Origin of the sequence: Pseudomonas sp. dw_358 (genome assembly GCF_018449655.1) — a bacterium.
GTDB lineage: Bacteria > Pseudomonadota > Gammaproteobacteria > Pseudomonadales > Pseudomonadaceae > Aquipseudomonas.
On sequence record NZ_JAAVUX010000002.1, the window covers coordinates 1 to 19,794 of the forward strand.

The 19,794-nt window shown below is 62.2% G+C and carries 20 protein-coding genes; 13 read left to right on the forward strand and 7 right to left on the reverse strand.

What is annotated here, in order from left to right:
* Positions 1 to 112: 112 nt before the first annotated feature.
* The 3 genes from HB675_RS03485 to HB675_RS03495 form a co-directional block, all read right to left on the reverse strand.
* Positions 113 to 1,648: an amidase gene (locus tag HB675_RS03485; protein WP_213875716.1), complete on the reverse strand. Its 1,536-nt coding sequence runs from the start codon at positions 1,646 to 1,648 to the stop codon at positions 113 to 115.
* A 182-nt stretch (positions 1,649 to 1,830) separates the two neighbouring features.
* Positions 1,831 to 2,463, reverse strand: coding sequence for an ANTAR domain-containing protein (locus HB675_RS03490; protein ID WP_213875717.1), 633 nt, complete (start codon positions 2,461 to 2,463; stop codon positions 1,831 to 1,833).
* Positions 2,460 to 3,608, reverse strand: coding sequence for a transporter substrate-binding domain-containing protein (locus HB675_RS03495; RefSeq protein WP_213875719.1), 1,149 nt, complete (start codon positions 3,606 to 3,608; stop codon positions 2,460 to 2,462). Before HB675_RS03495 ends, HB675_RS03490 begins: the two co-directional genes overlap by 4 nt.
* A 597-nt stretch (positions 3,609 to 4,205) precedes the next feature.
* On the opposite strand from HB675_RS03495, the gene urtA reads away from it, so the two are divergent.
* From urtA to HB675_RS03550, 11 genes are all read left to right on the forward strand, one after another.
* On the forward strand, positions 4,206 to 5,381 hold the full coding sequence (urtA, locus tag HB675_RS03500; RefSeq protein ID WP_213875721.1) for an urea ABC transporter substrate-binding protein: 1,176 nt from the start codon (positions 4,206 to 4,208) through the stop codon (positions 5,379 to 5,381).
* Positions 5,382 to 5,449: 68 nt separating this feature from the next.
* Positions 5,450 to 6,352 carry an urea ABC transporter permease subunit UrtB gene (gene urtB, locus HB675_RS03505; RefSeq protein ID WP_213875723.1) on the forward strand — a complete coding sequence of 301 codons (903 nt, stop codon included), beginning with the start codon at positions 5,450 to 5,452 and terminating at the stop codon, positions 6,350 to 6,352.
* A 1-nt stretch (position 6,353) separates the two neighbouring features.
* The gene (gene urtC / locus HB675_RS03510) at positions 6,354 to 7,484 is read left to right on the forward strand and encodes an urea ABC transporter permease subunit UrtC (protein ID WP_213875725.1); all 1,131 of its coding nucleotides are present in this window, start codon (positions 6,354 to 6,356) and stop codon (positions 7,482 to 7,484) included.
* Positions 7,481 to 8,218: an urea ABC transporter ATP-binding protein UrtD gene (gene urtD / locus HB675_RS03515; RefSeq protein WP_213875727.1), complete on the forward strand. Its 738-nt coding sequence runs from the start codon at positions 7,481 to 7,483 to the stop codon at positions 8,216 to 8,218. Before urtC ends, urtD begins: the two co-directional genes overlap by 4 nt.
* Before the next feature lie 2 nt (positions 8,219 to 8,220).
* The gene (urtE, locus tag HB675_RS03520) at positions 8,221 to 8,910 is read left to right on the forward strand and encodes an urea ABC transporter ATP-binding subunit UrtE (protein WP_213875729.1); all 690 of its coding nucleotides are present in this window, start codon (positions 8,221 to 8,223) and stop codon (positions 8,908 to 8,910) included.
* An 11-nt stretch (positions 8,911 to 8,921) separates the two neighbouring features.
* Complete coding sequence (gene ureE / locus HB675_RS03525) at positions 8,922 to 9,362, forward strand: urease accessory protein UreE (RefSeq protein WP_213875731.1); 441 nt, start codon at positions 8,922 to 8,924, stop codon at positions 9,360 to 9,362.
* Positions 9,359 to 10,138 (forward strand): urease accessory UreF family protein, encoded by a 780-nt coding sequence (locus HB675_RS03530; RefSeq protein ID WP_213875733.1) that lies wholly within the window; start codon positions 9,359 to 9,361, stop codon positions 10,136 to 10,138. Before ureE ends, HB675_RS03530 begins: the two co-directional genes overlap by 4 nt.
* A gap of 9 nt (positions 10,139 to 10,147) precedes the next feature.
* The gene (locus tag HB675_RS03535; protein WP_213875735.1) at positions 10,148 to 10,843 is read left to right on the forward strand and encodes an urease subunit beta; all 696 of its coding nucleotides are present in this window, start codon (positions 10,148 to 10,150) and stop codon (positions 10,841 to 10,843) included.
* 2 nt (positions 10,844 to 10,845) lie between these two features.
* Positions 10,846 to 12,558, forward strand: a complete 1,713-nt coding sequence (ureC, locus tag HB675_RS03540; RefSeq protein ID WP_213875737.1) for an urease subunit alpha — start codon at positions 10,846 to 10,848, stop codon at positions 12,556 to 12,558.
* A gap of 21 nt (positions 12,559 to 12,579) precedes the next feature.
* A complete protein-coding gene (gene ureG, locus HB675_RS03545; RefSeq protein WP_213875739.1) occupies positions 12,580 to 13,221 on the forward strand; it encodes an urease accessory protein UreG in 642 nt (213 codons plus the stop codon).
* Positions 13,218 to 14,072 (forward strand): urease accessory protein UreD, encoded by an 855-nt coding sequence (locus HB675_RS03550; protein WP_213875740.1) that lies wholly within the window; start codon positions 13,218 to 13,220, stop codon positions 14,070 to 14,072. The genes ureG and HB675_RS03550 overlap by 4 nt, the downstream gene beginning before the upstream one ends.
* 59 nt (positions 14,073 to 14,131) lie before the next feature.
* On the opposite strand, the gene HB675_RS03555 is transcribed toward HB675_RS03550, so the two are convergent.
* The 3 genes from HB675_RS03555 to HB675_RS03565 form a co-directional block, all read right to left on the reverse strand.
* Positions 14,132 to 14,548, reverse strand: a complete 417-nt coding sequence (locus HB675_RS03555; RefSeq protein WP_213875742.1) for an NUDIX hydrolase — start codon at positions 14,546 to 14,548, stop codon at positions 14,132 to 14,134.
* 98 nt (positions 14,549 to 14,646) lie between these two features.
* Positions 14,647 to 15,792, reverse strand: coding sequence for an NAD(P)-dependent oxidoreductase (locus HB675_RS03560; protein ID WP_213875744.1), 1,146 nt, complete (start codon positions 15,790 to 15,792; stop codon positions 14,647 to 14,649).
* A gap of 387 nt (positions 15,793 to 16,179) precedes the next feature.
* Complete coding sequence (locus HB675_RS03565; RefSeq protein WP_213875746.1) at positions 16,180 to 16,386, reverse strand: hypothetical protein; 207 nt, start codon at positions 16,384 to 16,386, stop codon at positions 16,180 to 16,182.
* Here HB675_RS03565 and HB675_RS03570 point away from each other — a divergent pair.
* Both HB675_RS03570 and HB675_RS03575 read left to right on the forward strand, forming a co-directional pair.
* Positions 16,385 to 16,768 (forward strand): hypothetical protein, encoded by a 384-nt coding sequence (locus tag HB675_RS03570; protein ID WP_213875748.1) that lies wholly within the window; start codon positions 16,385 to 16,387, stop codon positions 16,766 to 16,768. The two genes, HB675_RS03565 and HB675_RS03570, sit on opposite strands and share 2 nt — an antisense overlap.
* A gap of 11 nt (positions 16,769 to 16,779) precedes the next feature.
* Positions 16,780 to 18,141 carry an acyltransferase gene (locus tag HB675_RS03575; protein WP_256737461.1) on the forward strand — a complete coding sequence of 454 codons (1,362 nt, stop codon included), beginning with the start codon at positions 16,780 to 16,782 and terminating at the stop codon, positions 18,139 to 18,141.
* 39 nt (positions 18,142 to 18,180) lie between these two features.
* On the opposite strand, the gene HB675_RS03580 is transcribed toward HB675_RS03575, so the two are convergent.
* Complete coding sequence (locus tag HB675_RS03580) at positions 18,181 to 19,779, reverse strand: S8 family serine peptidase (RefSeq protein WP_213875750.1); 1,599 nt, start codon at positions 19,777 to 19,779, stop codon at positions 18,181 to 18,183.
* Between the last annotated feature and the right edge of the window lie 15 nt (positions 19,780 to 19,794).

The following is a 19,794-nucleotide window of genomic DNA, read 5'->3' on the forward strand; positions in this document are numbered from 1 at the left end:
GCCAGATCAACTGCGGATCGCGGCTGAAGTCGCGGCGGCGCTGTTGCCCGATGAATAAGCCTCGGATCCCCCATGATCCCCATCACGGGCTGCGCGCGCGCCTACCGATGATTCACCCCCGAGGCGGTTTCGGGAACACCCCACGTGCCGTTTCATAAGCCTGCGCCACCCGCAACGCCAAGGCATCCTGAAAGCGCGGCGCGACGATCATCATTGCCACCGGCAAGCCGTCCGCCAGCCCTGCCGGAATCGACGTTGCCGGATGCCCGGTGAGGTCGAACGGCGCGGTGTTGGCCAGCATGTTCAGCGCTCCATGCACGTATTCCTCCACCGGCGCATCGGGCGCGGTGAGTTTGGTGGCCACGAACGGCATGGTCGGCATCACCAGCACATCGAAGTCCTTGAGCGCCGCATCATATTGGCGGGTCAGTTCGGGCACCAGCATGCGGGCCTTGGCGTAGTAGGCGCCGTGCAGGTTTTTCAGGCTGTAGTGACCGGTCAGCGCCACCGCGCGCACGCTGCTGGACAGCTGGTCGGCGTGCTCGCGGCGCTTGGCACCGTAGTAGCTCATGATGTCCGGGTCGTAGTAGCCCGCGACATTCATGCCGTAGCCGTTGCCCTGCAGCATCTGATACGCCGCACCGTCGGTGGCGATGACGTTCCACAGGTCCATGGCCACGCCGCGGTGCCAGGGTGCGCTGGCCTCGCCCACGGTGGCGCCCAGGGCTTCGAGTTGTGCGACCGCTGCCTTGACCAGCGCGTCCACCTGCGGCTCGGACATCCCGGGGATGGCAAAGCCCTCGCGCAGCACGCCGATGCGCAGGCCCGCCACGCCTTGGTCCAGCGTGGCCAGACAATCAACTGCCGGCGGGTTGTATTGGCGGGAATCGAGGCCGTCGGCCCCGGCGATCACGTCGAGCATGGTCGCCACGTCGCGCACGTTATTGGCCATAGGCCCGACGTGGTCGATGGTGCGTTCGATGGGAAAGGCCCCGGTGTAAGGGACCAGGCTGTAAGTCGGCTTGTGGCCGACGATACCGCTCCATGCCGAGGGCATGCGGATCGAGCCACCCTGGTCGCCGCCGATGGCCATGTCGACCTCCTCAAGGGCCACCAGCACCGCACTGCCGCTGGACGAACCGCCGGCGTTGCGGGTCAGGTCCCAGGGGTTTTTCACCGCGCCACTGGCAGCGGTAAAGCTCGCCCCGGAGAAACACAGGTCTTCACAGACCGACTTGCCGACCACGGTCGCCCCAGCGGCCAGCAGACGCTTGACCACCGTGGCGTCCTCGGAAGGGATGTAGCCATCCAGGGCCAGCGAGCCGTTGGCCATGGGCACCCCGGCCACCGAAACGTTGTCCTTGATGACCACGGTGCGCCCGGCTAGCGGGCCGGTGGCGGCCCCGGCAATGCGGGTCTTGACGTACCAGGCGCCGTGTTGGTTTTCGTTCGCCGTGGCCTTGCTGTATTCACGTTGGGGCGGTTGTTGCGCCACGCCTTCGGCGTAGAGACGGTCCACCGATTCGTAGCTGTTCAAGGTCTCGTCGGCGAGGTTGAGAAAGGCCTCCATCTGTTCGTCGGACAGGTGATAACCATGGTCTTGGGCGGCAATCAGAAAGTCGGCCTGGCTGGGACGTTTGATGCTCATGGGCTTCTCCAGATATCAATGAGGACCGCCCGCGCTCGGGCAGTCGTTGATGCGAGCCGGGGCTGGCTCGTTCCGGAGGACCTCGTTGTCCATGCCGGTCACCGTGCGGTGTTCCATACCTGCCGAATCAGGGCGTATGGCAAACGTCCGTACAGAAGAGGATCGCGCCTGCGGCGCCATGCTCAGGAACAGGCTTGCTGAAACAGTTCGTGGGCCTTGACCAGCGCCTCGGCAATCTTTTCCACCGGCTCGCGCTTGGCCATGGCCTGGTCGCGCAAAGCGTTATAGGCATCGGTCTCCGACAGGCCCTTGGTCTCGATCAGAATCATCTTGGCTTGCTGCACGGTGCGCATCACCGCCATGCGCCCCTCCAGGCGCTTCACATGTTTTTCCCGCTCCCGGGCCTTGCGCGCCTGGCTCAATGTCAGCGCCAGCGCCGCCAACAGGCCGAAGGACTTGACCGGCGAGGGGATCACCGAGCAGGCGTTAAGCTGCACCAGTGCCTCGACGATGATCGGGTTTTCGTAGGCGATCACCGGAATGATCGGCGGCGTGCTGACGTGCAGCAGCCACGGCGTGTTGGTGGACAGGCTTTCGGGCGAGACCGCCAGGACGATCACATCCACCTCGCTGACCAGCCGCTCCGGGACCGGCCACTGCACCTTCACCTGGCAACCGATGCGCTGCAATTGGGCGATCAGGTTGCGGCCGTCGTCATCATCGGGATGGATGACCAGCACGCTGATGTCGCGCAGATCCTTGATGCTGCCGGCGCTGTCACCGCGCAGGCGCTTTTTTGCAGCGCGCAAGGTCATGGGCGGCTCCCTGCCGGACTGGTCCAGTCGTTGAAGTTCGGCGCGATGGCGTAAGGGTCGGGTTTGAGGGCGCTCTGGCTTTCGTAGAGGATATCGAACTGGCCGTCGGCATTGGCCCGGCCGATGCGCGAAAACAGGTAGGTATGGTGGTTGTGGGCATCGATCTGCACCCGCCCCTGCGGCGCCTCGAATTGCAGACCGCCCATGGCATGGAGCACTGCTTCGACGTCGGTGCTGCCGGCCCGCAGGATGGCCTGAGCCAGCAGGTGCACCTGAAAATACGACGCTTCCCAGCAGCGATCGGTGACCTGATGCTGGCCGAACATGTCCCGGTACTGGGCGATGGTCTGATGGTTGAGGGGTGAATCCACCGACTGGAAATAGGTCGCGGCCGAAATATGCCCGGCGCCCAGGTGCACGCCCATCTGCTGAATGTCGGTCTCGCTGGTGGTGAGGCTGGCGATGGGCATCACCGCCGGATCGAAGCCCGCGTCGGCGTAGGCCTGATACAAGTGCGCCATGGTCTCGCCCACTACCGTGGAGAAAATGAACGAGGGTTTGAGCTCCCGAGCCTTGGCCATCAGCTTGGCAAAATCTTCGGGCCGGGCATTCTTCAGCGGCAGGTAATACTCGCCCAGCTTGGTGCCGCCGCGCTCGTACAGCAGGTCGCTCATCAGCCGGTTGGTTTCGTAGGGGTAGACGTACTCCGAACCGATCATCAGTACCCGGTTGCCGAAGTGGTCGAGCATGTAGCTGCCTAACGGCAAGGCATTGTGATTGGGGGTGGCACCGGTGTAGATGATGTTGGGGGAATATTCGAAGCCTTCGTAGTAGACCGGGTACATCAACAGGGCATCGTAGCGCTCGACCACCGGCAGCGCGGCCTTGCGTGTCGCCGAGGTGTAGCAGCCGAAGAAGAAGCGCAACTGCTCGTCGCGAATCAGCGACTCGATATGCAAGGCATACAGCGCCGGGGTCGAGTCGGGGTTGCGGGTGATCAATTCCAATGGCCGCCCCGCCACACCCCCGGCGGCGTTGATCTGCGCGATGGCGAACTGTGCGCCCCGTAGCGTCGAGCCCTCGGCCGCTGCCGTGACGCCGGTGTCGGAAAACAGACCGCCTATGCGAATCGCCTGGTCAACCATGCCTATCAACCTTGTTCAACGTGGGGTAAGACGCCCGCCCGAGGGCCAGCGTCTGCAAAACAATGCGAGGGTACAGGCCGATTGTGCCTGGGAGCTGGCGCGACAGCAGTGTCGGGACCAGTCGAGCGAGGGACCTTTCACACTTGCCGAGGGAGGGCGTGTGACAAGGGACCCTGCGAAGGGGTGTTGGTGTTATGGTATGCAGATAGTGGGCCAGCGCCCGGACCTTCGAGTATGGCCGCCGGCGGCCGTCGCGGTTATCGACGATGAGGCCCGCCAGCTCACATATTTGGTGCAGATCCAAACCCCACTGCGCCAAACCGGCGCAGGAAATTTTCCTCGCGCATATAGAAGCATTGCCCACCGCAAACACCCCCTCTCGCACTTGGCACCGCCCTTGCTAAGTCTCTCCTGACACTTCGCACCAGCTGTCTGCCCCGCGCCCCTTTGGCAAGCCGGGAGACACTTGGGGTACGACTGGATCGGACACAGCTGTCCCGCCAGATTCGGCACAAAAAGCCTGACCTCTTGATCGAGCATTCGATCGAGACGTCGGGCTTTTTTCATTTTGTAGGCTTTCAAACCCTGGAGCGACGAATGCACAACGATAAACGCCGTTTGATCAAACAGACCCTGTTGTTGGGGGCCTTCAGCCTGTTGCCGTTTGCCCTGACGAGCCAAGCCGCCGACACCGTCAAGGTGGGCATCATCCAGTCCCTCACCGGCACCATGGCCATGAGCGAAACCTCGGTGGTGGACGCGGAAAAACTCGCCATCGAGCAGATCAACGCCAGCGGCGGTGTGCTGGGCAAGACCATCGAACCCATCGTCGAAGACGGCGCCAGCGATTGGCCGACCTACGCCGAGAAAGCCCGCAAGCTGCTCGAAAGCGACCACGTTGCCGTGACCTTCGGCGCCTACACCTCGGCCTCGCGCAAGGCCGTGCTGCCGATCTTCGAGAAGGACAAGGGCCTGCTCTACTACCCGACCTTCTACGAAGGCCTGGAGAAGTCACCGAACATCATGTACGTCGGCGCCCTCGCCTCGCAGCAGACCATACCCGCAGTCAACTGGCTGATGGCCAACAAAGGCAAGAGCGTCTACCTGGTAGGCTCGGACTACATCTGGCCGCGCACCACCAACAAGCTGGCGCGCCTGGCCGTGAGCAAGGACGGCGGCTCCATCGTCGGCGAGGACTACGTGCCCCTGGGCGACATCGAGTTCTCCTCGGTGATCAACAAGATCAAGGCCGCCAAACCAGACATCGTGCTGTCGACCATCGTCGGCGGCTCCAACGTCGCCTTCTACAAACAGCTCAAGGCGGCGGGCATCGACAGCACTAACCAGACCCTGATGGGCCTGGCTGTCACCGAGGAGGAAGTGACCGGCATCGGCGCGGAAAACCTCACCGGCTTTCTCACCTGCATGAGCTACTTCCAAAGCCTGAAGAACCCGGTCAACGAGAAATTCGTCGCCGCCTTCAAGGCCCGCTACGGCGCCAACCGGGTGATCGGTGATCCGATGGCCAGCGCCTACACCGCCGTGTACCTGTGGAAGAAAGCTGTGGAGAAAGCCGGCAGCTTCGACGTCCCGGCCGTCATTGCCGCCTCGTCCGACATGACCCTGGACGCGCCTGAAGGCGAGATCCGCGTGCACAAGGACAACCATCACCTGTGGACCCGCGCGCGTATCGGCACCATCAACGCCCAGGGCCAGGTCGACGTGATCTACGAATCCGAGCCGATCGAGCCCAACCCGTTTCCGAAAATCTGATCAAGCCCGGTGGGGCGTCGCTGCGGTGACGCCCCTGCCCTTCCACCTGCTGCGACAGGTACGCTTTGATGACACTCGATATCTTGATCATGCAGGTCTTCAGCGGCTTCTCGCTGTTTTCCGTGCTGGTGCTGATGGCCCTCGGCCTGACCATTTCCTTCGGCCTGATGGGCGTCATCAACATGGCCCACGGCGAGTTGATGGCCATGGGTTCGTACATGACCTACGTCACCTCGCTGGTGTTCCGGCACTACTTCCCGGCGCACATGGGCTGGTATTTCATCGTCGGCATCGGCGCGGCCTTTGTGGTGACCTTTGCTTTCGGCTACTTGCTGGAACGCTGCTTCATCCGCTTCATGTACAAGCGCCCGCTGGACACCCTGCTCGCCACCTGGGGCCTGTCAATGGTCTTGCAGCAGGTGTTCCGCCAGCTGTTCGGTCCCAAGGAAGTCAGCGTGCCCACTGTGGAATGGCTGCAAGGCGCGTGGAAAATCAGCCAAGGCCTGGAATTGCCCCTCAACCGTATTTTCATCATCGGCCTGACCTTGGTGATCGCCGGCGCCGTGTTCCTGTTTCTGTACCGCAGCCGCTGGGGCCTGCGCATCCGCGCCGTGACCCAGAACCGCGCCATGGCCGGCGCCGCCGGAATCAACACCGCGCGGGTCGATGCGGTGACCTTCGCCCTGGGCTGCGGCCTGGCCGGTATTGCCGGCAGCTCGTTCACCATGCTCGCTTCCACCGGCCCGGTGAGCGGCCAGCAGTACCTGGTGGACACCTTCATCGTGGTGGTCTTCGGCGGTGTCGAGAGCCTGCTGGGCACCTTCCTCTCGGCCTTTGCCATTGGCCAGACACAAGTGTCCCTGGAGTACCTGACGACCGGGTCGATGGCCAAGGCCATCACCCTGCTGGTGGTCATCGTGTTGCTGTTTTTCCGCCCCAACGGGCTGTTCGCCGCGAAAGTGAGACGCTGACATGACCGATAAAACCCTCACCTCGTCGGGCCTGCCTGCCAGCGTGCGGCGCCAAGGCAGCTGGTTGGGCCTGATCGAACGTTACAGCCTGGCCTGGCTGGCGATTCTGCTGTTGGTGGTGCTGCCTCTGGCCCTGGGCGATTTTCGCCTGAGCCTGGCCGGCAAATACCTGAGCCTGGCGTTCTGCGCCGTGGGCATGGTGATGATCTGGGGCTACGGCGGGATCCTCAGCCTGGGCCAGGGGATCTTCTTCGGCCTCGGCAGCTACATGATGGCCATGTACCTCAAGCTCGACGCCACCGCCAGTGACGAAGCCGCCAGCGCCCTGGCCGCGCTGTACGGCTCGGCGCTGCCGGACTTCATGATCTGGAACAGCGTCGAGGCGCTGCCCTGGTGGTGGAAGCCGTTCCAGTCGCCGACCTTCACCGTCGCCGCCATCCTCATCATCCCGACCCTGCTGGCCTTCGTCCTCAGCTATGCCTACTTCAAGAAGCGAGTGGGCGGGGTGTACTTCTCGATCATCACCCTGGCGCTGGCGGCGATCATGTCGATCACCATCATCGGCCAGCAAGGCTACACCGGCGGCGTCAACGGCCTGACTGACTTCAAGAGTGTCTTTGGCCTGAGCCTGCAAGCGCCCCATGCCACGCAGATTCTGTACTTGATCACCACGCTCATGCTGCTGGCCTGTGTCGCGGTGTGCGGGCTGATCCTGCGCAGCCGCCTGGGCAAAGTGGTGGTGGCCATCCGTGACCGCGAGGACCGGGTGCGTTTCTCCGGCTACAACACTGCGCTGTTCAAGGCCTTCATCTTTGCCGTGGCGGCGCTGATCTCGGCGCTCGGCGGTGTCATGTTCACCTTGCAGGTGGGCCTGGCCTCGCCGTCGCTGGTGGGCATCATCCCGTCCACGGAAATCGTCATCTATGCAGCGCTGGGTGGGCGCCTGTCGCTGGTGGGGGCGGTGTACGGCACGCTGTTGATCGGCGTCGCCCGCACCTACCTGTCGGAAAACTTCGTCAACTTCTGGCAATACTTCATGGGCTTTCTGTTCATGGGCGTGGTGCTGTTTCTGCCCACCGGCATCGCCGGATTGCTGCAACGCCTGCGCCATCGGCAGGAGGAACAACAATGACCGCCATGCTCCTGAGTGTCGAAGACCTGACCGTGTCGTTCGACGGTTTCAAGGCGGTGGACAGTCTCAACTTCTATGTCGAGGAAAACCAGGTACACGTGGTCATCGGCCCCAACGGCGCCGGCAAGACGACCCTGCTCGACATGATCTGCGGCAAGACTCGCCCCAGTGCCGGCAGCATCCGCTTCAAGGATTTGCAGCTGGCCAACATGATCGAGTACCAGATCACCCGCGCCGGGGTGGGCCGCAAGTTCCAGAACCCGTCGGTGTACGAAGACCTGACCGTGCGCGAGAACCTCGACATTTCCTCCCCGGACAAACGCGGGATTCTCAACTGCCTGTTCGCCCGCCACGACAAGGCCTTGCAGGCGGAGATCGAACAGACCGCCGAGATGATCTTTCTCCACGACCAGTTGGGCCGCAAGGCCGGCCTGCTGTCCCACGGCCAGAAGCAGTGGCTGGAGATCGGCATGCTGCTGATGCAGCGCCCTGAACTGTTGCTGCTGGACGAGCCGGTGGCCGGCATGAGCGCCGGTGAGCGTGAGAAGACCGCCGGCCTGCTCAAGCGCATCAGCCAAGGCCGCGCGATGGTCATCATCGAGCACGACATGGAGTTCGTGAAATCGGTGGCCGACAAGGTCACCGTCCTGCACCAGGGCAAGACCCTGGCCTTCGGCTCGATGGATCAAGTGCAGAGCGATCCTCGCGTCATCGACGTCTACCTGGGGCACTGAGCATGCTGAGCGTCACGAATCTCAATGTGTATTACGGCGACAGCCACGTGCTGCGCAACCTCGACCTGGAACTGGCACCCGGTGAAACCCTGGCCATCATGGGCCGCAACGGCATGGGCAAGACCACCCTGCTCAAGAGCCTGGTGGGCATGCTGCCCGCCCGCAGCGGCAGCATCAAGCTGGGCGGCGAGGAGCTCAACGGGCGCAAGAGCTATGAGCGGGTCGCCGCCGGTGTGGGCTTCGTGCCCCAGGGGCGGATGATCTTTCCGTTCCTGAGCGTCGAGGAAAACATCCTCAGCGGCATGCAGGGTGCGCCGGTGGCACCGATCCCGGACTACATCTACGAATACTTTCCGGTGCTGTTCGAGATGCGCCGGCGAAAGGGCGGCAACCTGTCCGGGGGCCAGCAGCAACAGCTGGCCATCGCCCGCGCCCTGGTCAGCAACCCCAAGGTGCTGATCCTCGACGAGCCTACCGAAGGTATCCAGCCCTCCATCATCAAAGACATCGCCAAGGCGCTGAACCAGCTGAAGAAGGCCCGGGGCTTTTCGCTGATTGTCTCCGAACAGGTGTTGTCGTTCGCCATGGCGGTGGCCGACCGTTACCTGATCATCGAGAAAGGCGAGTTCGTCCACAGCGAACAACACGAAAGCGTCGACCGCGAACGCATCCTGAGCTATCTGACCATTTAGGGAGCCTGTCCATGTTGATACTCGACACCATTGTGGGCCAGGCCAGTGATCCGGCACTGGCCGAGCGCCTGCACGACCTGAGCCACGCCGGCCAGGTGGAAACCCTCAGTCTGTCGGCCAGCGATGTGCAGCGCCATCGCCTGCGCCTGGCCAGCGACCGTGGCACTGATTGCGCCATACGCCTGGAACGTCATCAGCAACTGCGCAACGGCTCGGTGCTGATGCTCGACGCCGGCCGCGCGATTGTCGTGCAGATGCAGGACCAGCAGTACCTGGCCCTCAAGCCCCGGGACGCGGCCGCTGCGCTGGAGCTGGGCTACTTTGCCGGCAACATGCACTGGGCGGTGCGCTTTGCCGCAGACCTGTTGCAGATACCGTTGAACGGTCCGGAAGACGACTACCTCGAGCGCCTGGCGCCAATGCTGGCCGATGGGCGGGTGACGCGGCCATGAATGACCTGGGCAGCAGCTTGCTGGCGTTACAGCAGGCGGACAGCTTCTTTCCTGGCGGTGGGGTGGCGTGGTCGTGGGGGTTGGAGACGTTGGTGACGGACGGGGGGGCAAGTCTTGAAACCGTATCGTCTGCATCGCGGGCAACCGCTACGGCGGCCGACCATGGGCGCGACCCGGTCTCGAAATCCAGCCGCCGTCCACGCCACCAAGACCGCAGCCATGCCGTCCAGGCCTTCGTCGAAGGCCAGCTGCGCTACCGCTGGGCCACCTTCGACCGCGTCTTCCTGCATGCCGCCTGGCACGCTGCCGATCACCTGCCGAGCCTGCTCGACCTCGATCAGCAGGTCGAAGCGCTGACCCTGGCCGAAGAACTGCGCCAAGGCTCACGCCGGGTCGGTCAATCCTTGCTCGGCGTGCACACCGCGCTTGGCACATCCGGCGCCGCCGCTTTCCAGCAACAGGTCAGTCAGGGCCACACCCCCGGCCACCTCCCCGTCATCCAAGGCATGCTTTGGCGAGCCTTGGGCCTGAGCGGTGAACACAGCCAGCTGGCCGCGGCCCATAGCCTGTGCACGGGGCTGGCCAGCGCCGCCGTGCGCCTCGGGGTCATGGGCCACATCGACGCCCAGCGCGTGCTCGCCCACATCCAGCCCATCCTCCTCGAACTGCTCGCCACCCCACCGGCCTCTCTCGACGACGCCAGCGGCTTCACGCCCCTGGCCGAAATCGCCGTGATGCGCCACGAAACCCAGGAACTGCGGCTGTTCGCCAACTAGGAGCCCTTTATGCTGCTGACCCCCACCGAGCTCGAACGGCTGACCCTCTACACCGCCGCCGAGCTGTCGCGCAAACGCCGGGCCAAAGGCCTGCGCCTGAACTTTCCCGAGGCCTGTGCCCTGATCGCCGACGAAATCCTCGAAGGCGCCAGGGAAGGCCGTGGCGTCGCCGAACTGATCGGTTTCGGCGCCACCTTGCTGAACACCGACGACGTCATGCCCGGCGTCGCCGACCTGCTGCCAGTGTTGCAGGTCGAAGGCACTTTTCCCGACGGCACCAAGCTGGTCACCGTGCACCAGCCGATCCGCCCCGGCAGCCTGCCGCTGGCGAACCTGCCCACGCCGGGTGAAATCATCTCGCCCAGCAGCGATATCCAGCTTAATCAAGGCCGTCCGACCGCCACCCTGCGTGCGGTCAACACCGGCGACCGGCCCGTGCAAATCGGCAGCCACTACCACTTTTTCGAGGTCAACAAGGCTTTGGACTTCCCTCGCGAGCAGGCCTTCGGCATGCACCTGGACATCCCCGCCGGCACCGCCGTGCGCTTCGAGCCCGGTGAGTTGCGCGAGGTACAACTGGTGCAGTTCGGTGGCAGCGGTGACATCCACGGCTTCAGCGGTTTGACCAATGGCAACCTGCACGACCCCGCCTGCAAGGCTTCGGCCCTGCAGCGCGCGCGCGCGCAACAGTTCAAGGGAGCTTGATCATGGCCATCATGACCCGCAAGGAATACGCCGCCATGTACGGCCCCACTACTGGTGACGCGGTACGCCTGGGCGACACCTCGCTGCTGGCCGAAGTCGAGTTCGACCATGCCGTACCCGGCGATGAATGCCTGCACGGCGGCGGCAAGACCCTGCGCGACGGCATGGGCCTGATGCCCGGCCACGACAGCGCCGACGGCGCCCTCGACATGCTGATCTGCAACGCGTTGATCATCGACCCGGTGATCGGCATCGTCAAAGGCGACATCGGCATCAAGGACGGCAAGATCGTCGCCATCGGCAAGGCCGGCAACCCCGAGGTCATGGACGGCGTGCACCCGCAATTGATCTGCGGCGTAGCCACCACGGTGCGCGACGCCGAGGGCTTGATCGTGACTCCCGGCGGCATCGACGTGCACGTGCACTTCGACTCCGCGCAGCTGTGCGATCACGCCTTGGCCGCCGGGCTGACCACCCTGATCGGCGGCTCGCTGGGGCCGATCACTGTGGGTATCGACTGCGGCGGTGAATGGAACGTCGGCAAGATGCTCCAGGCTGCGGAAGCCTGGCCGATCAACTTCGGCTTTCTCGGCCGGGGCAATTCCAGCAAGCCGGACTCGCTGCTGGGGCAACTGCGCGGCGGCTGCCTGGGGCTGAAGATCCACGAAGATTGGGGCGCGATGCCCGCCGTGATCGACACCTGCCTGAAGGTAGCGGACGAATATGACTTCCAGGTCCAGCTGCACACCGACACCCTCAACGAGTCGGGCTTTCTGGAGGACACCCTGGCCGCCATCGGCGAGCGCACCATCCACATGTACCACACCGAGGGCGCCGGAGGCGGCCACGCCCCGGACATCATCAGCGTGGCCGGCAAGGCCAACTGCATCCCCTCCTCCACCAACCCGACCAACCCGTACACCGTGAACACCTTCGACGAACACCTGGACATGATCATGGTCTGTCACCATCTCAACCCGGACGTGCCGGAAGACGTGGCCTTCGCCGAGTCCCGGGTACGCCCGCAGACCATCGCCGCCGAGGACATCCTCCATGACACCGGGGCCATCTCGATTCTCGGCTCCGACAGCCAGGGGATGGGCCGGATCAACGAAGTGATCTGCCGCACCTGGCAGCTGGCCTCGAAAATGAAGGACCAGCGCGGCCGCCTTCCAGAGGAAAGCACCGCGCTGGGGGACAACGAACGGATCAAGCGCTACATCGCCAAGTACACCATCAACGCCGCCCGGGTGTTTGGCATCGACCGCTACATCGGCTCGCTGGAGCCCGGCAAGCTGGCCGACCTGGTGCTGTGGCGCCCGGCGTTCTTCGGGATCAAGCCGGAGCTGGTGGTCAAGGGTGGCTTCATCGTTCATGGGGTGATGGGCGATTCAGCCGCTTCTTTATATACCTGCGAGCCGCTGATGATGCGCCCGCAATGGGGCGCCTTCGGCGAAGCCAAGCAGGCACTGTCGGTGAACTTCGTCAATCGCCTGGCAGTGGAGGCCAATACCGGCGAGAAACTAGGCCTGAAGAAACAGCTGCTGCCCTGTGTCGGCACCCGCACCTTGCGCAAGTCCGACATGCTGCATAACGACGCCTGCCCGGACATTCGGGTCGACCCGCAAACCTTCGATGTGTATGCCGACGGCGAGCGTCTGACCTGCGAGCCGGTCAGCGAAGTACCGCTGGCGCAACGCTACATGCTGCGCTGACCTGTTCTGGAGAACATTGCCATGAGTACGCAACTCGCCCCCTTGCCTCACCCCGGTGCTGCCCGCGTCGGCATCGGCGGCCCCGTGGGATCGGGCAAGACCCGCCTGCTGGAGCAACTGATCCCGCGCTTCATCGCCCGCGGCACCGAGCTGGCCGTGATCACCAATGACCTGGCCACCCGCGAGGACGCCGAGCGGGTGCAGCGCAGCGGCCTGATCGACCCGCTGCGGGTCCGCGCGGTAGAAACCGGTGCTTGCCCCCATACGGCGATCCGCGAAGACCCGACCCTGAACCTGCAGATGGCCGATGAGCTGGAAGCTACCTATCCCCTTCTCGACCTGGTGCTGATCGAGTCGGGGGGTGACAACCTGGCCTCGACCTTTTCCCTGGACCTGGTGGATTACTGGATCTTCGTCATTGACGTGGCCGGCGGCGACGACATTCCGCGCAAACGCGGGCCGGGCGTGCTGAGCTGCGACCTGCTGGTGGTCAACAAGTATGACCTGGCGCCCTACGTAGGCGTGGACCTTGCGCGCATGCGCCGCGAGTCCGCCCAGGCGCGCAACGGTCGTCCGGTACTGTTCACCAATTGCGCCACGGGGGACGGCGTCGATGCGGTGGTAGACGCCATCAGCCGCGCCGTGCTGTTCGATCGTCCATGAACGCGCCGGTGACGCTGACCCATCCCGTTGCCGTACAGGCCCAAGTGCGCTTCGAGCGGGCACCTTCCGGGGCCAGCTACATCGCGCGTCAGCAGGTCGGCTACCCCTTTCACCTGGGGCGCACCTTGCAACTGCCCGACGACCCTCCCGGCATGGCGGCGGTGTATGTGCAATCCTGCTCCGGCGGCCTCTTTGCCGGCGAGGACGTGCACCTGCATGTGCAAGCCGGGCCTGACAGCCGCGTACATATCAGCACCGGCGCCGCCACCGTGGCCCACAGCATGTTGGAGGCTCCGGCCCGGCAAAGCGTGGAACTGCTGGCCGAACCCGGTGCGTGGCTGGAATACCTGCCCATGGCCACCATCCTCTTTCCCGACGCCCGCCTGCACAGCCAGGTCAACCTGACGTTGCATGATCAGGCACGGGTGATGCTGTGCGATGCCTTCTGCCTGCATGCGCCGCCCGGCCAAGGCGGGATGTTTGGCCGCTACCGCGCGGATCTGCTGGTGCGCGATCCGTCAGGCCGGTTACTCGCCGGGGATCGCCTGGCGCTGGAGGGAGGCGATCTGCGCCGGCGCTTGCCGGGGGTCAGCGGCGAGCTGGAAGCCTTGGCCACCTTCATGCTGGTGGGCCGCGGCCTGCCCATGGACACCCTCAAGCTGCGGCTGCGCAGCGCGCTGGCGGGGGTCGCGGACAGCTACATCGGGATCAGCGCGCTGCCCAATGATTGCGGGGTGTCGGTGCGGGTGATGAGCGCCGATACCGTGGCCTTGCGCCAGGCCCTGCACCTGGCCTGGGCCTGTTCACGGGGAGTGATGTTCGGGCTCGAGCCCAGGGTTCGGCGCAAGTGAGGGGCGAGAATACAGGCCTCTTGACGAGCCAGCTTGCTCGCGAAGGCCGTAACCTGTCATCACGCCCGGCTCAAGTACTCGCGCAATCGCGCCTGCAAATGCACAATCCCGTCCTTCAGCCCCAGAAACCCCTCGACCGTCATGACCTCCCAACGCTGGCCCTCGTCGCCAAAGACCACCTGATCAAAGGTCCCCGGCGCGACGGTCGCCACCAGAAACCAGGTGTCCAGCCCCCCGGCGCCCTGCCCCGGATACGCTTGACGCCAAACGATGCACTGAGGGTCCAGGCGGATGCCAAACTCCTCCCAGGTCTCGCGCAGTGCGCATTCTTCCGGGGTTTCACACCCTTCGCGGCCTCCGCCAGGCAGGTCCCAGCGCCCTGGCCACGGGATGGTCGGCTTGTCGTCTCGTAACAGGGTCAACAGATGTCCATCACAGAGGACGGCGATTTTCGCGCCAGAGAAGATCGGGTGCATGGGGGGCCTCGAAAAGCAGGGAGGCCATCGACCTTGCCACGCCGAACGCCCAAACGCAAAAAACCCCGCAAGCGGGGTTTTCATGCAACCACTGGCCTTCAGACGCGAACTTCCTGCGCTGCCGGGACAATGATGTGCGGGAACTGGCGTTGCTGCAGAACGATCTCCAGCGCGCGGCTGTGAGGGATCTCAACGTCGTCGAACGTCAGCACCTGGCCAGGTTCCACCGCGCGGCGCAGCACTGCGTTGTTGAGCATGCCGATGGGCACGTGATCCGGCTGACGCTCGATCAACACTGCCTCGCCACGGACCTGATAGCCACCGATGCCACGGGCAATGCGATCGCCGACCTTGAGCGCATGCTTGGCCAGTGCGGCCACGCCCAGGGTCGGGGTGGTGGAGTTGTTCAGCAATACGCCGCCGCCATTGATGACACGGCGCAGGGTCTTGCCGACTTCCAGCGAGCACAGGTGGAAGGGCCGCAACAGCGTGTAATAAGGGCCGGCACCCAATTTGAAGTACTCGATGGCGCGGGTCTGCTCTTCGTCGTGGCGACCGACCAGGAAAACGCCGCCCGCGGAATACCCTTTGGGCAGGATGTAGTCGACGATCGGGTGGCCGTGGTCGTCCGCGATCTTGCCCAGTTCGTTGCCGCTGGCCATCAAATCAGTGGAACCCAGACCTTCCAGCCCCTGACGGGTGATGGTCGCACCCAGGCCGTTGCCCACCAGCACCTGTTCGATCTGCACCTTGGTGCCATCGGTGAACGAGATGGTCTGGTCGACGCTGGTGCCTTGCTTCTCGGACCAATAGGCCATGTCCGCAGCATTGGGATTGTGATTCAGGTAGCCCTTCATGTTCCCGTACACCAACGGGGTGAAACCCATCATCTTGGCTTCTTCGTGCAGCGCTGCCAGCGAGCCCGGCTGATCGCCTTCGGCTTCGGTGATGAAACCCTTGCCGGCCAGGTAAGAACCGGTAGTGACCTGCAGTTCGGCATTGATCGTAATGACCTTCAAACCTGCGGCGAAGGCGCGTTCGATGACTTCAGTACCGTGGCAGACGTCGCCACTGCATTCGATGATCAGGTCGGCATGGTCGACCAGTTCATTCAGAGACTGGGTCAATACCGAACTGAGGGGGAAGTCGTGCAAGGTATCCAGCGGTCGACGGGTCAGGATGCGAGTGATTTGAATATCGTCGTAATGCTTGGCAATCATCCTGACGAGCGCCAACGAAATCATGCCGGTGCCACTAATGCCAACTCGGGTAATCGATGATCTGTGCATGATGAACCTTCAAACTTCAAAGTTGTGGGTGTGGGCGCTTGCGTGCCGAAGTGCCGGCCCTCTTTCCTTGCAGGGTATCGCGCAACAAGACATCTGCTTGAGTCCATACCCAGTGCCGCAGTGCTGCACAGATGGCCTCCTGGCGAGCATTGACGTGGGTCACAGGTGTACCAGTGTGACGCATTACCCGGTACTCAGGTGAACCGAACCGACGATAATGGCCATTTGCCAGACGAGCGGCGTGAACTCGCATCGGTCAATGGCTCTGACGAAAGGTTCGGGTTCAAGTTCAAAAATTTTTTTACAAAAAATTACAAAATGCTTTTTAACAAATACAACGTGTTATAGCGCGCGAAGCGGCAACACGTTCATTTGCGTCATTTCTTTGTCGCCAACATTTATGGCGGCCGCATGGATCAACTCCAACGGCGCGCTAAATACCGATTCGGTGGCCAGCGGGGTGGAGAGTTGCGCCTCAAGAATGACTTCGCGAGATGAATAACCGTCCACAAACACTACGGTGCGTTTGAAAGGCGTTGAATCGTTCATGGCGGGGGTGCCTCATTGGCTTGGCGGTAGAAATCAACAGAACTTCGACATCTTGTTATCACCACTGCGCCGCGACGGCAGCGATCAAGCAGCCACCCTCAGGGGTTCGCCCAGGGCGAAACAGGAAAACAAAACATCGAGTCAATCTATCGATGGTCGGCAGGAGATACCGATTGTCCATGGGGTGCGGCTGGAGAGCCCGCACACGAGGATAAAATTCCGTTCATCATCCATGGAGCAATTTAAGGGCGGATTCAGGACCGAAGTCAACACAGGGGGGCGGTCGAATGTCGGATTTTTTGACGTCATGCTGACAAAGCTTTCACTTATGATATGTAACTCATTGTTTTATATGAATTTGATTACGAAAAAATATTTTTGACATCCATCCGAATGTATTTATCGGCCGCACCTTCCGCTCCCGCGGTGGTCAAGTCCGTTTGTCGGGCTTCATTTGCCGCCCTTTGGGCAAGGCGCCACTATGCGTCGAGTTTCAACGCGCCCACTGGATTTCGCACCCTTTGGCGCATGGGCTGGCCGCGGCAACCCGCCCCCGAAATACGCTTCGCCGTCAGACAAAAGCTCAGGGAAAGATCAATGAAAAGATTCGTCGTGCTCGACAGTTTTCGTGGCCTGTGTGCCCTGTCGGTGGTGTTGTTTCATACCTATGTCGTGCAAAGTATCGCGGAACTCGAGTTCTTTAAAAACTCGTTCCTGATGGTCGAATTCTTTTTTATCTTGAGTGGGTTTGTCCTCTTCCATACTTACCGTCAGCGCTTGAACAATACCGTGCAATACAAAGATTTCTTTATCAGCCGCACGGCGCGTATTTTCCCCTTGCACCTGTTCATGCTCGTGGTTTTCCTGATCTTGGAAGGGGGGCGCAAGCTGGCAGAGCTCAAAGGCTTCAGCTTCAACGAGCCGGCCTTCAGTGGCCCAACGGCTTCGCAGGAACTCCTGCCCAACGCCCTGCTGTTGCAGTCCTGGCTGAACACCACGATCACCGGCTCTTTTAATTACCCGTCGTGGAGCATCAGCATCGAGTATTACCTGTACCTGGTATTTGGTTTGATGGCGGTTCTGGCCAGGGGCAATAAAGTCAAAGTGTTTGCCGTGGTGTCGCTGGTGTCATTCATTACCCTGTGGCATGGCGAGAGTCTGTTCAAAACCGAAATCTTCCGCGGCGCATCGTGTTTCTTTGCCGGGGCGGTGCTGTATGTTGTCTACGACAAGATCAAAGACAGTGAGCTGCGGGCCCTTGACTTCAACCTGCTGGAGATTGCCCTGGTGCTGGGGGCGTACCGGCTGCTGGTGTCCTCGGTTGACCACAAGGGCATCTATGCCAGCGTGTTGTTCTGTGTCTTGATTCTGGCGTTCTCATTCGAACGAGGGGTTATTTCCCGGTTTTTGCAGCATCGGGTATTCATCGCGTTGGGGACGTTGTCGTTTTCTATTTACATGACGCATGCGGCGGTACTTTTTGTGTTCAAGAGCGCTGTGATTGTCCTGTCCAAGCTGCTGCACACCGACCTGACAGAAACGCTGCAGGGGCATGACATGCCGAACATGATGAAGTACATCTCGACTCACAGTGTCTGGCTGGACAACGGCGTGGTGCTGTTGCAGATGGCGGTGGTGCTGGGGGTTTCGGTAGTGACCTACAAGTATGTGGAGCTCAAGGGTATGCAGTGGGGCAAGCGCTTGACCCGGCGCAAGGACACGCCGTCGAACTCGATGCCGGGGGCGGTGCTTTAGGCCGTCGGTCTTGATCCCGGACCGGTGACGAACAGAATCTCACGGAGGGCCGAACCACGTCGCCAACATGCTCATCGCCGCGAAGACATTTGGCCGATGACCGATCTTTTCAGCCACCCCTTCAGCCTCACCGGTCATCTGGATGAGGGTGCGTAGACCGAAGGCATTCAGGTAAATACCGTAGGTTTCAATGGAGTGCGACTGGATCAGAGCCAGCGCGCCCGCGCACAGTGGCGTCGCGCTTGAGGTACCTGAATAGTCACGAGAATAATTGCGATCCGTTCCCGGCGTTCGCTGCAGCGAACCATAGCCGGTAGTCACGACGCTCGAGTCACCCCACGAATTGATCCATGAAGTTGGATGGTTGTAGTTGGAAGAACCATGCTTTCGGCCACTCCGATGAGAACAGGAGCCGATCAATATCCCGCCGCTGTCGCCAAACTGATTCATGTGGCCGGCCTCGACGCTCAGATCAAGGCCGCCGTTCGCCGCCGCCATGATCACCACCACGCCCTGCTGGGTCAGCGCGTGAATTTGATCCCACCATCCCCGGCTGTCGATGGCAGGCAGACGTGAACCACCCGACGTAAATTGAATATCCAGACTCACGATATCGCCCGGCATCGCATCTCGGAGGATCAGGGGCAGGTCGCCGGTGTCGTAGAAATAGAAATCGCAGCCGTGGGCGATCCCCATGACCCCCACGCTATTGTTGCCCGCCACAATGCACCCCGCCGACGCCGTGCCGTGGTTGCAATCCTCGGTTTCGGCTCGGCTATGCACCACGGTCATGTTTTCTTTCAAGTCCTCATGGTTGCGGTACACGCCGAAATCAAGGTGGCGGACCGTTGCCGCATTGCCCACCTCGCCCGATACCCAGGCGGCAGTTACATTCATCCCCTTGGTCGTGTTGTCGCTGGGCCATAAATAGGTTTGCAGCGGCCAAAAAATGGGCGTCGTTGCATCCAAGGACTGTTTTTCGACCGCAGGCGCCTGGAAACCCGGCTCAAGTGCCGGCAGCTCAGGTGCCGGCAACCCGGTGGTATCCGGCATCACACAGCAATAAACCACCTCGTCAAGGCGTTCCAACTCGGTTGCAATGTTGACCATCTCATCGAATGTGCAGTGAGGGTCAATACGGTAAGTGGCCGCCAGCAGGTCGCCCAACAGTGGGTTGCTCACAATCCTGGTCACAACGGCCTGGTCTGTCACGCGGTGAAATAACGGCAGCCGAGTCGTGCCGCCTGCCATCAATCGTCCCAGGCCATGTTCCGTGTGAAATTTGATCTGCAAGTAATATTCAGTGACACCGTCGTAGCGCCTTGAAACGCCCTGGACCACTTGGGTGGTGGCCGCCGCTGGCGCATCCGGCAGCAGGGGGAAATAACGTGCCTGTATCTCACGGGACTCCAAGGCCGTGGTCTGACCGTCGCGGGCAGTCAAGCGGGCCACCGCGCGATAACACCCTTCCCTGCGGCCCTTGAAGACCGCCGCTGCCCCGCTGGCAGAGGCCACTTCCCGAGTGTCTTGATACAGTGTGACATGGCACGCTTGCCCCGCCGGCGCCCCCACCACCTTCACATACACATGACCGTCAAAGTTGACACTTCGATAGACATACACTTTCGCTTCTTTCATGGGCACCTCCTACGG